This window comes from Methylobacterium sp. W2 (assembly GCF_020662345.1).
Taxonomy (GTDB): Bacteria; Pseudomonadota; Alphaproteobacteria; order Rhizobiales; family Beijerinckiaceae; genus Methylobacterium.
Genome location: NZ_VMOA01000031.1, coordinates 1 through 12288 on the forward strand (window position 1 = coordinate 1; position 12288 = coordinate 12288).

Consider the following 12288-nt stretch of genomic DNA (forward strand, 5'->3'; position numbering starts at 1 on the left):
CTCGAATCCGGGAGGGATGCAGCCGTCCCTGACCCAGCCGGTGAGCGCCACACGTTCGGGCGGGTTTCCTACCGCCCCGGCTTCGGCCGAGGCGTTCACCCCTGATCCCGTCCAGAGCGAGGGCGAATCCGGCCGCGGCGGGCAGAGCCGCCGGCTGTCCCTGTCGGTGAATGCCGATCCTGCCAACAACACCGTGGTCGCGTACACGGACGGGGAGACCTATCAAAAGGTCCTCGCCGTCATGCGCAGCCTCGACGTCGCCCCGGTCCAGGTGGCGATCAACGTGATCATCGCCGAGGTGCAGCTCAACGACGCCCTCAAATACGGCATCCAGTTCTACCTGCGCAGCAACAGGGTGGGGCTGGGCGCGAACAAGGGCTCCATCGGTCTCGGCGACACCGCCGAGCAGATCCTGAAGAGCAAGCTGCCGGGCTTCAACTTCGTCGGCGGCGGCAACAGTCCCGACGTGGTGATTCGGCCCTCGACAGCATCTCCAAGGTACAGGTGCTGTCCTCGCCTTCCCTCGTCGTGATGGAGAACAAGCCGGCGGTGCTCCAGGTGGGCGATCAGGTGCCGATTACCACGCGACAAGGGCAGAGCGTCGTCAACGTCGACGCGCCCGTCCTGAACCAAGTCGAATTCAAGGATACCGGCATCATCCTGAAGCTGATTCCCCGCGTGGGACAGAGCGACACCGTCACCCTCGACGTGGAACAGGAGATCTCCAACGTCTCCAAGGGCGAGGATACGCTCACGCCGACGATCTCACGACGCCGGGTGTCGAGTTCGTTGACGATCAACAACGGCCAGACCGTGCTCCTGGCCGGCATGATCAGCGAAAGCCGCCACGCGGTGAAGGACGGCATTCCCTATCTCGCCCGCACGCTGATCGGCGACCTGTTCGGTTCCACCGACAAGGGCTTCGACCGCAAGGAGCTCGTCATGTTCATCCGCCCGGTCGTGGTGCGCAACGGCGAGGACGCGGCTTCGGTGGCCGAGGAATTCCGCTCGCGTCTGAAGCTGTCCGGCAGGCCGAGGGCCGATGCCCCCGCCCGGGCGGCCGTCTACAAGCAATGATCGCCCGCAGCCTCGTTCCGCATCCCGATCGGGCGGCTGTCGCCGTCGGTCTCGTCGCGGCCGCCCTGCTCGCGGCTCTGCCGGCGGAAAACCTGTCGCGCCTCCTCGCCGCCGTGGTGATCTTCGGCCTCGTCGGTTGGATCACCTGGCAGGACGCGGTGACGTTCACGATCCCCGACGGCGCCGTCGCCGGCATCGTGATGGTGGGGGCGGCCCTGCGCCTCGGTGATGGGCTCGAGGCTCTCCACGATCCCAGGCTCGTCATCGCGGGCCTCGTCGTGGACGCCGTCATCTGCGCCGGAACCCTGCTCCTTCTGCGGGAGCTGTTCTACCGCCGGCGTGGCTACGACGGGTTGGGGTTCGGGGACGTCAAGCTCGCCCTCGCGGGGGGCGTGCTCGTGGGCGCCCAGGGCTTCGCCTGGGCGACCTGCGGCGCCTGCGCCCTGGCCCTCCTGCTAGTTCTGGTCCGCAGGGGCGCGGGGCGGCCGATGGGCGCGCGGGACCGCATCGCCCTGGGCGCCTTCCTGGCTCCCGCGATCCTGCTGGTCTGGGCGCTGGGCATGATGGTCCCGTCCCTCGCCGCCACGGGGTTCTGATGCCGAGTTTCACGTATCGGGCGATCGATCCGGGCGGACGCATCCATTCCGGCGTGATGGACGGTGGTTCGCCGGCCGAGATCCTGGAGGAACTCGACCGGGCCGGCCTGGTGCCGATCGCGGCCCTCACCGCGGCGGGGGGACGCGCACGCCGGGACTGGCGCCAGTGGCTGACGCCGCAGCCCCGTGGCGAGGAGGTCACGGCCCTGACCCTCGATATCGTCATGCTGCTCAAGGGCGGCGTCACCCTGAGTCAGTCCCTGCAGCTGCTGACGCAGATGGGCGCGGGGCGCTGGCAGAAGCAGGTGCTGCGCGATCTCCACGCGGCGCTCGCCGGCGGCAACAGCTTCTCGCAGGCCCTGTCCGAGCATCCTCGCTTGTTCCCGCCGATCTACGTGAAGATGGTGGAGGTCGCAGAGGCCACCGGTCGACTCGAGGAGGCCCTGACCACCCTGGCCGAGGAACGCCAGCGCACCGAACGCCTGCGCAAGCGGCTGGTGGGAGCGATCAGCTACCCGGTCTTCCTCATCCTCGCGGCGCTCGGCGCGATGACCTTCATCTTCGTCTACGTGATCCCGCAATTCGAGACCGCGCTGGAAGGCTTCAAGGACAAGCTCGATCCCTCCGCCCTCCTCGTCTTCGATGCCTCCGCGTTCCTGCGCCACAACGGCGAGGCGATCCTCGTCGCGCTCGCCGCCCTCGTGCTCGGCCTGTTCGTCGTGAGCCGCGTGACCGCCCGGCATCGCCTCGGCCTGCGGCTGGCCTTCCGGGTGCCGGTGCTGCGCACCCTCTTCCTCTACGCGGGAACCCTGACCTTCTGCCGGACCCTCGCGGTGCTGGTCTCGAACGGCATCGACATCTCCACCACCCTGCGTCTGCTGCGCGACGTCGTCCGTCTGCCGACCCTGTCCCGGGAGATCGACACCGTCATCGCCGATGTCCGCAAGGGCCAGCGCCTGTCGCAGTCGCTCGCGACGCGCGGCGTCCTGCCGGCCCATGTCGTCCAGGTGCTCCGCGTGGGCGAGGAGGCCGGCGATCTCGCCGACAGTGCCCGGCGGGTGGCGGGCTTCTACGAAATGCGCCTGGACGCCGCTCTGGGGCGCGCCATCGCCATCATCGGCCCCGCCACCATGATGGTCGTCAGCGTGATGATCGCCTGGCTCATCATCTCGGTGATGACGGCGCTGATGAGCGTCAACGATCTCCTGAAGTAAGAGGCCCGGATGTTCTCGAACACGATCCCGAACAGACTGTCCGACCACCGCGGGCGGCGCGACCGCGGCGGCGGGTTCACCCTGGTCGAGCTTCTCGTCGTCCTCGTGATCCTGGGGCTGGTGATGGGCCTCGCCGGCCCGAGGGTGCTGGGTTATCTCGGCAGCTCGCGCGAGAAAGCGGCCAAGCTCCAGGTCGAGGCCTTCTCTTCGGCCCTCGACCTCTACTACCTGGATTTCGGCCGCTACCCCACCGCCAACGAGGGGCTCGCCGCCCTGGTGGCGCGCCCGGCCGGCGCGGACCGCTGGGCGGGGCCCTATCTCAAGCAATCGACCCTGCCGGCCGACCCGTGGGGCAGGCCCTACGAGTATCGCGTCCCCGGCAAGAACGCTCCCTACACCATCGTCTCCCTCGGCCCCAACGGCCGTGGAACCGATGGCGCCAAGGAGGAGTGAGCTGCCATGGCTCGTTTGACCCTTCCACAACGAGGCGGCCCGGCGGCCCGACGGGCGGGGTTCACCCTCATCGAGACCATCGCGGCGCTCCTGCTCATCAGCCTGCTCGCGGGGCTGGCGCTTCCGTTCCTGCGCGGCGGTCCGGGGCCGGCCGCCCTCCGGGCCAGCGCCTATCAGGTTTCGGCGCTCCTGCGCGGCGACCGCAACGCCGCCTTCGCGTCCGGCCGTCCGAGCGCCACCCTGGTCGATTCCCGCGCCGGGATCGTCCGCTCGGAACGGGGTGGCGCCGGCTTCTCCACCGGGCCGGGCATGCGCGTCGATCTCAGCGCATCCCTGCCCGACGCGATCCGCTTCTATCCCGACGGGCGGTCCTCCGGAGGCGATCTCATCCTGTCCTCGGCCGGGCGCCGCATCGACCTGCGGGTGAGTCGCGACACGGGAGCGATCGCCCTTGTCCATTGATCGCCCCCATTCGAAGGCGGGGTGCCGCGCCGGTGGCAATGCCGGCTTCACCCTCGTCGAGGCACTGGTGGCCCTCACCGTGCTGGCCGCCGTCTCGCCGCCCCTGTTCCGCATGGCCGTGATGCTACGGGCCGGAACCGAGGCGATCGACGATCGTACCCGCAGCGAGATCGTCGCCCGCTCCCTGCTGGATGCCGCGCTGGGACGGCGCGACGCGGCTCAATACAGCCTGTCCGGCAGCACCGACGGACGGCGCTGGAGCGTGGAAGCCCGCCCCTTCGGTGACGATGTGCGGCGCGTCCTCGCCGGGGCCGGGCTACGCCCCGACGCCACCCGCAAGGCCCCCCGCGACGGGGCTCCGAAGGCGGACAGCACTTCCGGACAGGCCGACCGGACGGACGGCGAGGAGGTGGCGTGGATGCCCGTGGGTGTCACCATCCGCGTGGAGACCACGGGCCGACCCCTCCGGATCGATACCATCGCCCTTGCCCGAAAGGCCGCATCGTGAGCGGCCCCTCCAAGGCTCCCAAGCGGCTTCGCGGAGGCGAGGGTTCGCTTCTCGTGGAGACGCTGACGACGTTCGCGCTCAGCGCCCTCGTCCTCTCTGGCCTCGTCGCCACCTCGGGGCTGTTCCTGCGCGTTCTCGACCGCAGCGTCGCCCAAGCCCACGAGGTGGAATCCCTCGACCGGGCCGTGACCGCGATCGGGCGCGACCTGCGCCGCTTGGTGCGGGCCCGCTGGGATGGGCGGGGACCGCAGCCTTTCATCTTCGAGGGCAAGACGACCCGTCTCGTCTTCGCCCAGGCGGGGTCGGACAAGCGCGGCGATCGTCCCGTCTTCTGCGAGCGCGTCGTGTCCCTCTCCAGCCAGGCGAGCGCGCAGGGTGGGCGTATCCTCCGCAGCGAGGCGCCGCTCCGCCCCGGCATGGGCGGCCTCAAGGACCTCGCCTTCGGGGATGGACAGGAGCTTCACGCCGGACGCGCCCGCCTGCGCTTCGCCTATCTCGCACCGTCGCGACAGGGAAAGGCTCTCCCGCTGCCGCAGACGGAGTGGCCGAGCGGTCCCGACCTTCCCGAGGTGGTCCTGGTGGAGATGGTCGATCCCGAATCCGGCCGCGTCGTCCTGTCTGCCCGCACGCGCCTGATGGTCGACAGCGACATCGGCTGCCTGCAAGGTGGTCAGGGACCGTGCGGGCTGCCCGACCGACAGGAGCGGGGTGAGACCGCCGCCATCGCGCCCCGGCTCTCCCCCGAGAAGGGCCGGTTGTGAGGCCCCCCGCGGACCGGCAGGGCTTCGTCCTCGTGGCGGTGATCGGCATCCTCACCCTCATCGCCGCGTTGACCGGGAGCGCCTTTCTCGCCCTGCGCTCCGCGGTGGAGAGCGTCGCCCTCGCTGACGAGGACGTGGCGCTGACGGGGCTCGCCCATGCCGGGATCGCCCTGACCGCCTACCGGCTGTTGCTGGAGCAGCAGAGCGCCGACGAGCTGAACGGCCGCAGCCTGTCCCTCCCGGGCGGGCGGTTCGTCGCCTCGGTCCGCGACGAGGCCGGTCTCGTGGATCTCAACGGATCCCCGCCCGATCTTCTCGCCTCCGCATTCCGGGCGAGCGGCGCATCCGGCGTGGCGCCCGACACCTTCGCGGCCCGTCTCTTCGCCTGGCGCGACGAGACGAAGGTGCAGGAGGCGCCGGGCAAGACGGAAGCCGGGCGCGGCGGGAAGCGGTCGTCTTCGGGCCGCCCCCTGCGATCCCTCGACGAGGCAGCCTCCCGTCTCGGCTTGAGCCCGCGCGATGTCCGGGCCCTCGCCCCCCTCGTCACCGTCTACAATCCGGACGGCAAGGTGAATGTCCTGAGCGCAAGCCGCGCCGTTCTCGAAGCTCTGCCCGGTCTCTCACGGCCGGCGCTTGAGGACATCCTTGCGCGGCGCAAGGATCCGACGCCGGAGAGTGTCTCTGCCCTGAAGGCCTCCCTCGGCGCCCTGGGGGACAGCATCAAGACGGAGCCCGGGCCGGCCTATCGCGTGGAAGTCACCGCCCGCGGTCACACGGCCCGCGCCAAGAGCGTGAGCGCGGTGATCGCTTCTGCGAACTCCGAACTGGCACCCTTCCACGTCCTGGACTGGTCGGAATGACGAATATCCAGAATGGCGACGTCCTGACGGCCGGGCCGTCGTCGATGGAGCGCGGCGCGCCCTCCCGCGACATCCTTATGTTCCTGCGCGGCCGGGGCGTGGCGGTCCCGCCGGGCATCGGCAGTGAGGGCGGCCCGCTCGAAAGCCTCTGGCGCGGGGGCCATGCGAGTGCTGCCGATCTCGCCGTCCTTGTGGCCGAGTTCCACGGGCTTCCCCTCGCCCAGCCGGCGGAGGTGGCGGCCGGGATGGTCGTCGGTGCCGATCTCTCCCTGCGCTTCCTGGGCGAGACCTTTCTCCTGCCCTATGCCGGCAAGGATGGCCTCTGCCTTGCTGTCGCCGATCCCGGTTCCGGCGAGGAGATCGATGCGGTGCGGCTCGCCCTCCCTGGCGCGGAGGCCCTGACGGTCCTGCCCTTCGACGCCTTCGACCGCCTGTTCGCCGAGATCGGCAAGGAGGAGCACGAGGGACAGGCGGCACGCGTCGACGGACCGGACGCCGCCCTTGAGGGCCTCGACCTCGCGCTCGGGGACGATCCCGAGGCGCTGCAGGATCTGGCGCGCGGCGCGCCCATCGTCCGCGCGGTGGACCAGGTGCTGGAACGGGCACTGGAAGCAGGCGCCACCGACATCCATTTCGAGACCGGGCGGGAGGCCCTGCGCATCCGCCTGCGCGTGGACGGGATCCTGCGCCTCGACCAGTCGCTTCCCAAGCGCCTCGCTCCGGCGGTGATCTCCCGCATCAAGATCCTGGCCGGCCTGGACATCGCCGAGCGGCGCCTGCCGCAGGATGGGCGCGCCAACATCCGCATCGGCCATGTGGAGGCGGATCTGCGCATTGCGGTGATGCCCACCCTCTATGGCGAGACGGCGGTGGCGCGCATCCTGCTGAAAGACGCGCGGCTGCTGGATTTCGCCCGCATCGGCATGGATGCGGTCAACCGGACGGCGTTCGAGCGCCTGCTCGCCGAGCCCCACGGTATCATCATCGTCACCGGTCCCACGGGCAGCGGAAAGACCACCACCCTGGCGACGGCGGTGTCGCTGCTCAACGATCCCGCCCGCAAGATCGTCACGGTGGAAGACCCGATCGAGTATCAGATCGCCGGCATCCACCAGACCCAGATCAAGCCCTCCATCGGTCTCGGCTTCGCCCAGGCCCTGCGTGCCTTCCTGCGTCACGACCCCGACGTGATGATGGTGGGCGAGATGCGCGACGGCGAGACCGCGAGCATCGGCATTCAGGCTGCGCTCACCGGCCACCTTGTGCTCACGACCCTCCACACCAACTCGGCCACCGACGCGGTGGTCCGCCTCGCCGATATGGGCGTCGAACCCTATCTCATCGCCGCGAGCCTGCGCGGCGTCCTCGGCCAGCGCCTGGTCCGGCGCCTGTGCGAACGCTGCCGCAGACCGGCTCCCGAACGCGATGCCGAGGCGCGTGACCTGTGCCGCACCCGCGGCCTGTCCGTACCGGTGCGTGCCGACTACTACCGCGCGGTGGGATGCCCAACCTGCGGCGGCAGCGGCTTCCATGGCCGGGTCGGCGTCTTCGAGGTCTTCGCGGCGACCCCGGACATCCGGGCGCTGATCCGCGAGAGGCCCGACCCGCAGCGCCTCTTGGCGGCCGCCCGCCTCGGCGGGATGACCACCATGCTGGAAGACGGCCTGATCAAGGCCGCCGAGGGCTTCACCTGCATCGACGAGGTGTTCCGTGCGGTGGGCTGAAATTCCGGTCCTCCCGCGCCTGTGGCAGGGTCTCACACCCTTACGGCGGATCTTCGCGCTCCTGCTCGACAGCTTTGTCGCCCTGATCCAACCTCTCTGCACGCGCTGGATGCCAACCCGGCGGCTCGTCTTCCTCTTGGACGGCGCCGGCGATCTGGGGGTTCACCGGGTCACGGGCGAGGCGGTCTCCGATCTCGGCCCCCTCGCGGCCCTGAGCGACGCTTCCCGTGCCGAGATTGCCGCGTCGTCCTGGTCCGCGGTAGAACTTCACCTTCCGCCGGAGGCGGTACTGCAGCGGAGTCTGAAACTGCCGGCCGCCGGGCGCCTCTATCTCGCTCCGATTCTGGCGCATCGCCTGGAACGTCTCACCCCGTGGCGGCCGGACCGGATCCTCTATGGCTATCGTATCGTCAGCGAGGATGCCGAGGCGATCGGCATCGAGTTCGCAGCGGTACCCAAGCATGCCGTCGCCGGCCCCCAGACGGTCATCGAAGCCCTCGGCCTCACTCTGACCGGACTCGGGCCGCGGCCGGCCGCGACCGGGCAATCCCTGCTCATCGACCTGGGAAGCGGCGGCGTTCCGTCTTCGCCTCACCGATTCAGGCGGCACGTCATGCTGGCCTGGGGGGGCGCCACGGCGAGCCTCGCCGCTCTCACCCTCGGCAGCCTGATCTGGTCGTCCGTGGTCGAAGCACGGTTCGAGGACGTATCCTTCGATCTGGCGAAGATCCGCAGGACGCTGCGCGGCATGGTGGGGCGGGAGGCCGCTCCGGAGGCCGTGATCCTCGCGGGCAAGACGCCCGAAACCTCGGCGATGCTCCTGATCGACCGCGTGGCGAGGATCCTGCCGGAGGACAGCCACCTGCGCGAGTTGCAGATCGCAGCCCGGACGATCCGGCTGGTCGGCCAGTCCCGCGACGCGGGCAACCTGATCGGCCTCCTCGAAGCCTCCGGGCTGACGAACGTGCGCTTCTCCGCGCCCGTGACGCGCGAGGAGGACGGCATCGACAGTTTCGAGATCGTCGCGGATCGGGGGGCAGCCCCGGTGCCGGAGGGCGGACGATGAGCAACGCCCTGTTGCGCAGCCTCGACCGGCCCGATCTTCGGCGGGCCGCGGCGCTCCTTGTCTTTCTCGGCCTGCCGGTTCTCCTTGGTGGCGTCACCGTGACGACGTTGATGCAAACCCTGGCCTGGTCCGAGGAGACCACGGCCAAGGCGGACATCCTGGCCCAGATGCAGACGCAGATGAGGGCGCGCCTGTCGGGCCGCGCAGCCGTGCGGGACGTCACGCCGATCTACCTGGCGAGCCCCAGTGCCAGCCTGGCACGGGCGGAACTCCTGAGCCTTCTCGGCCGTCTCATCGACGCGGCGGACGGTCGGCTCGTCGAGACCCAGATCGTGTCCGAGCAGGGCGCCGGCCCGATCGAGGGCATCGTGCTCCAAACCACCTTCGATATCGGCAACGATGGCCTCGCCGATCTGCTGTATGCGATCGAGACCGGGCTCCCGGTGCTGAACGTGCACGAGGTCACCGTCACGCGGGCGCCGCGTGGGGAGCGGTCCGGGCCCACGCTGTTGCGCGTTAGCCTCGTGGTCCATGGCTACTGGAAGACGAAACCCACATGATCCGCGGAAAGCGACATCCCGCACCGCTGCTCCTGTCGGCGACGCTGGCGGCGCTGTGCCTCGCCGGTCTCTCCGGGCGCACCGCGCGGGCCGAGCCGACGGACCCTGCCATGCAGGAATCCGCCATCAACCCGCTCCGGTCCATCGACCCGGAATCACTCACGGCTTTTCGCGACAAGCCCCTGTTCGAGGCGTCCCGCCGACGCTTCGTCGCCCCCCGGGCGGCGCCGGAACCGGTGCCCGTAACGCAAGTGCCAGCCGCGCCTGCCCCGACGCCCGCCCCGAACCTGCAGCTGCTGGGACTTCTCCAGATCGACGGCAGCGATCTCGCCATCGTCCGTGATCTCGCCGACCGAAAGATCCATCGCCTGCGTACCGGCGACATCATTCAGGCCTGGACGGTGACCATCGTATCCCACGCGGCGATCGAACTCTCGCGGGACGAGGACAGGCAGGAACTGCGGATGTTCTCACGCCGTGCCGACAAGGACAGGTCCGATGCCGATGATCTTCAAGAAGAGGAGCCGCCTCCGGTCAAGGTCCCGGAACTCACGATAGAGATGTTCAAGAAGCGTTACAAAGTCGATCTGTCGCAGCGATGACGCGCTGTTACTATGGTTTTGCAGTCACCGCAACGAGTCCAGGGTAATGGTTTGGTCTGATGCGGTCGTTGAGGGGGAAGGTTTGCCATCCTGTGGCTTTTCTGGTCGTTTCTAGGGAGCGCTTTCCGCGTCCTGCGCAGACGATGGTGAAGGCGACGCGCCGTACGATTCCCTGTTGAGGGGGCCGTGGCCGCACTGCATGCGGGAGGTCTTCCTTGAAGACCACGTCCACGCCATGATGATACGGCAGGGTCGCGTAGCTGCACCGGCAGGTGCGTTTCGCCCCAGGCGGCGATCAGGTCATAGTCCTCGCAGTCGCAGTTCGTGCTGCAGACCATCAGCAGCAGAACCTTCGGTCATGAGACGGCGCCCCGCCAGGGCGCACGCGGGTCCTCGATCTTTCCAAACGCTCCAGAAGCGCCGTCAGGCGCCGCTCCGGCAGGTTTTCCGGGATCGCAAGGCTCATCGAAGGGGCTCCGGCGCAGCGTCGCCCACAGAGTCAGCCTCAGCACAATCCGTAAACCGCGGTTAACCCGAATTCAGAGCGTTAGACTGATAACGTCGTCCATTGCAACCGGTTGCATCATGGATAACGAACGACAGGCAAGCCGCAGGTTTTCTGCAAGTCCCGGCATGCAAACCAAGCATAGATCCTATGAACGCACTCTCGCGCATCGCCTCCTCCCTCGTCCTTGCTACGGCCGTCACGGCGACGCCGGTATTCGCAGCCGAGGCGATGCCCAAGGACAGCATGTTCAAGGATTCGATGGCCAAGGACGGAATGGCCAAGGATTCGATGAAGAAGTGACCCAGTCTCTATAGATATGGTGCAGGAGGTTTTTCGGGCCTCCTGCCGACTTCTTCCCAATTTCGACGGGCAAAATATCAGGGTGCGGCCCAGCCTTTGGCAATCGTGCCGCTTCCCTTCCGGTTCGGCGCCAACAGCGTCCCGGCATCTGCCTTTTCGACGGAAGCGTCGGATCGGCCCCGCATTCGTAGTCCGCCATCCCGCCCGAGGCCCGGCACCACGTCAGGAATGCTTCGTGACATCCGCTTCCCATCGCGCCGAGCGCCCGATCCACCCCCTTGTCGTGCGGATCACCCACTGGGTGAACGCGCTCGCTATGCTGATCATGATCACCAGTGGATGGCGCATCTACAATGCCTCGCCGATCGTCGGCGATTGGTCCTTTCCGAAAGCGATCACCCTCGGCGGCTGGCTCGGCGGCGCCCTGCAATGGCACTTTGCTGCCATTTGGCTCCTCGTCGCCAACGGCCTCGTCTACCTCACCTATGGTCTAGCCTCCGGCCATCTGCGCCAGCGCCTCACACCGCTACGCCCGCGCGAGATCTGGCACGACTTCGTCGCGGCCCTGTCCTTCTGATCGGCATCGTCATCGTGCTCTCCGGCCTCGCGATTCGGAAGCCGGTCCAGTTCGCCCCGCTCACGGCCCTGATGGGAGGCTACGATACGGCGCGGATCGTCCATTTCCTCGCCATGGCTGGCATCGCCGGCTTCGTAGGGGTGCACCTCGCCCTCGTGCTCCTCGTCCCGAGGACGCTGCCGACGATGATCGTCGGCCGCAAGGTCCATCTCGGCCGTCATCGTGTGGTGAAGCCATGAAGACCTTCGACCGTCTCTGCCGACCCGACGTGAATGTCGCGACCTCCGAGGCGTGCCTGATCCGGCCGGACCGACGCCTGTTCCTTCGCGGCGGTCTCGTGGCTTCCGGCAGCCTCGCCCTCGGCGGCTGCGATCTGACCGGCAACCCGCAGGTGACGGCGTACTCGGGGGGATCTCCCGGCTGAACGATCGGGTCCAGGCCGCGCTCTTCGGCGGCACGCGCCTGGCGCCGACCTTCGCAGCCTCCGACATCACTCCAGATTTCCCGTTCAACGCCTATTATCCGGCGAGCAAGATCCGGGAGATCGACGGCAACGCCTGGAAGCTCGAACTCACCGGCCTCGTCAACGACAGGACGCCCTGGACCCTCGATCGCCTGAGGGCCTTGCCGCAGGAGGGCCAGATCACCCGCCACGTCTGCGTGGAGGGGTGGAGCGCCATCGGACAATGGTCGGGGGTCCCGTTCCGGACCTTCCTCGAGCGGATCGGGGCCGATACGAGCGCCCGCTACGTCCGGTTCGCCTGCGGTGACGATTATTGGACCAGCATCGACATGCCGAGCGCGCTGCATCCGCAGACGATCCTCGCTCTGGACTATGCCGGCGCACCGTTGCCGCCGAAATACGGCTTCCCCGTCAAGCTGCGGATTCCGACCAAGCTCGGTTTCAAGAACCCCAAACACATCGTGGCGATCACAATCACCAACCAATACCCGGGAGGGTACTGGGAAGACCAGGGTTATAACTGGTTTTCCGGACTATAATATTACACATGTAGTATA

General features: G+C 68.4%; 13 protein-coding genes and 4 pseudogenes. 16 read left to right on the forward strand and 1 reads right to left on the reverse strand.

Going from position 1 to position 12288, the window contains the following annotated elements; genetic code table 11:
• From FPV16_RS16805 to FPV16_RS16865, 13 genes and pseudogenes are all read left to right on the forward strand, one after another.
• A pseudogene (locus FPV16_RS16805) lies at positions 1-532 on the forward strand (hypothetical protein); the annotation flags it as partial.
• Complete coding sequence (locus FPV16_RS16810) at positions 505-1077, forward strand: type II and III secretion system protein (RefSeq protein WP_319802249.1); 573 nt, start codon at positions 505-507, stop codon at positions 1075-1077. The pseudogene FPV16_RS16805 and the gene FPV16_RS16810, both read left to right, overlap by 28 nt.
• Entirely contained in the window at positions 1074-1673 is a 600-nt protein-coding gene (locus FPV16_RS16815; RefSeq protein WP_227439530.1) for a prepilin peptidase, read from the forward strand. Before FPV16_RS16810 ends, FPV16_RS16815 begins: the two co-directional genes overlap by 4 nt.
• Positions 1673-2887 carry a type II secretion system F family protein gene (locus tag FPV16_RS16820; protein WP_227439531.1) on the forward strand — a complete coding sequence of 405 codons (1215 nt, stop codon included), beginning with the start codon at positions 1673-1675 and terminating at the stop codon, positions 2885-2887. The genes FPV16_RS16815 and FPV16_RS16820 overlap by 1 nt, the downstream gene beginning before the upstream one ends.
• A 9-nt stretch (positions 2888-2896) precedes the next feature.
• Positions 2897-3340: a type II secretion system major pseudopilin GspG gene (gspG, locus tag FPV16_RS16825; protein ID WP_227439532.1), complete on the forward strand. Its 444-nt coding sequence runs from the start codon at positions 2897-2899 to the stop codon at positions 3338-3340.
• 6 nt (positions 3341-3346) lie between these two features.
• Positions 3347-3802 carry a prepilin-type N-terminal cleavage/methylation domain-containing protein gene (locus tag FPV16_RS16830; protein ID WP_227439533.1) on the forward strand — a complete coding sequence of 152 codons (456 nt, stop codon included), beginning with the start codon at positions 3347-3349 and terminating at the stop codon, positions 3800-3802.
• A complete protein-coding gene (locus FPV16_RS16835) occupies positions 3792-4310 on the forward strand; it encodes a prepilin-type N-terminal cleavage/methylation domain-containing protein (RefSeq protein ID WP_227439534.1) in 519 nt (172 codons plus the stop codon). The genes FPV16_RS16830 and FPV16_RS16835 overlap by 11 nt, the downstream gene beginning before the upstream one ends.
• Positions 4307-5071, forward strand: coding sequence for a hypothetical protein (locus FPV16_RS16840; RefSeq protein WP_227439535.1), 765 nt, complete (start codon positions 4307-4309; stop codon positions 5069-5071). Before FPV16_RS16835 ends, FPV16_RS16840 begins: the two co-directional genes overlap by 4 nt.
• Positions 5068-5931, forward strand: coding sequence for a general secretion pathway protein GspK (locus tag FPV16_RS16845; protein WP_227439536.1), 864 nt, complete (start codon positions 5068-5070; stop codon positions 5929-5931). Before FPV16_RS16840 ends, FPV16_RS16845 begins: the two co-directional genes overlap by 4 nt.
• Entirely contained in the window at positions 5928-7655 is a 1728-nt protein-coding gene (locus tag FPV16_RS16850; protein ID WP_227439537.1) for a GspE/PulE family protein, read from the forward strand. Before FPV16_RS16845 ends, FPV16_RS16850 begins: the two co-directional genes overlap by 4 nt.
• On the forward strand, positions 7642-8721 hold the full coding sequence (locus FPV16_RS16855; protein ID WP_227439538.1) for a PilN domain-containing protein: 1080 nt from the start codon (positions 7642-7644) through the stop codon (positions 8719-8721). The genes FPV16_RS16850 and FPV16_RS16855 overlap by 14 nt, the downstream gene beginning before the upstream one ends.
• Positions 8718-9281: a type II secretion system protein GspM gene (gspM, locus tag FPV16_RS16860; protein WP_227439539.1), complete on the forward strand. Its 564-nt coding sequence runs from the start codon at positions 8718-8720 to the stop codon at positions 9279-9281. Before FPV16_RS16855 ends, gspM begins: the two co-directional genes overlap by 4 nt.
• On the forward strand, positions 9278-9883 hold the full coding sequence (locus FPV16_RS16865; protein ID WP_227439540.1) for a hypothetical protein: 606 nt from the start codon (positions 9278-9280) through the stop codon (positions 9881-9883). The genes gspM and FPV16_RS16865 overlap by 4 nt, the downstream gene beginning before the upstream one ends.
• Positions 9884-10112: 229 nt before the next feature.
• Here the strand turns inward: FPV16_RS16865 and FPV16_RS16870 are convergent.
• A pseudogene (locus tag FPV16_RS16870) lies at positions 10113-10349 on the reverse strand (transposase family protein); the annotation flags it as partial.
• Between the two features lie 189 nt (positions 10350-10538).
• On the opposite strand from FPV16_RS16870, the gene FPV16_RS16875 reads away from it, so the two are divergent.
• The 3 genes and pseudogenes from FPV16_RS16875 (at position 10539) to FPV16_RS16885 (ending at position 12270) form a co-directional block, all read left to right on the forward strand.
• Positions 10539-10691 (forward strand): hypothetical protein, encoded by a 153-nt coding sequence (locus tag FPV16_RS16875; protein ID WP_227439541.1) that lies wholly within the window; start codon positions 10539-10541, stop codon positions 10689-10691.
• Positions 10692-11016: 325 nt separating this feature from the next.
• Positions 11017-11507: pseudogene (locus FPV16_RS16880) on the forward strand (cytochrome b/b6 domain-containing protein).
• A pseudogene (locus tag FPV16_RS16885) lies at positions 11504-12270 on the forward strand (molybdopterin-dependent oxidoreductase). The pseudogenes FPV16_RS16880 and FPV16_RS16885 overlap by 4 nt, the downstream one beginning before the upstream one ends.
• The last annotated feature ends 18 nt before the right edge of the window (positions 12271-12288 follow it).

Bases quoted from the DNA above. Each gene is read 5' to 3' on its own strand.
- FPV16_RS16815 (WP_227439530.1), top strand. From the start codon at position 1,074: ATGATCGCCCGCAGCCTCGTTCCGCATCCCGATCGGGCGGCTGTCGCC.
- FPV16_RS16820 (WP_227439531.1), top strand. From the start codon at position 1,673: ATGCCGAGTTTCACGTATCGGGCGATCGATCCGGGCGGACGCATCCAT.
- gspG (WP_227439532.1), top strand. From the start codon at position 2,897: ATGTTCTCGAACACGATCCCGAACAGACTGTCCGACCACCGCGGGCGG.
- FPV16_RS16830 (WP_227439533.1), top strand. From the start codon at position 3,347: ATGGCTCGTTTGACCCTTCCACAACGAGGCGGCCCGGCGGCCCGACGG.
- FPV16_RS16850 (WP_227439537.1), top strand. From the start codon at position 5,928: ATGACGAATATCCAGAATGGCGACGTCCTGACGGCCGGGCCGTCGTCG.
- gspM (WP_227439539.1), top strand. From the start codon at position 8,718: ATGAGCAACGCCCTGTTGCGCAGCCTCGACCGGCCCGATCTTCGGCGG.
- FPV16_RS16865 (WP_227439540.1), top strand. From the start codon at position 9,278: ATGATCCGCGGAAAGCGACATCCCGCACCGCTGCTCCTGTCGGCGACG.
- FPV16_RS16875 (WP_227439541.1), top strand. From the start codon at position 10,539: ATGAACGCACTCTCGCGCATCGCCTCCTCCCTCGTCCTTGCTACGGCC.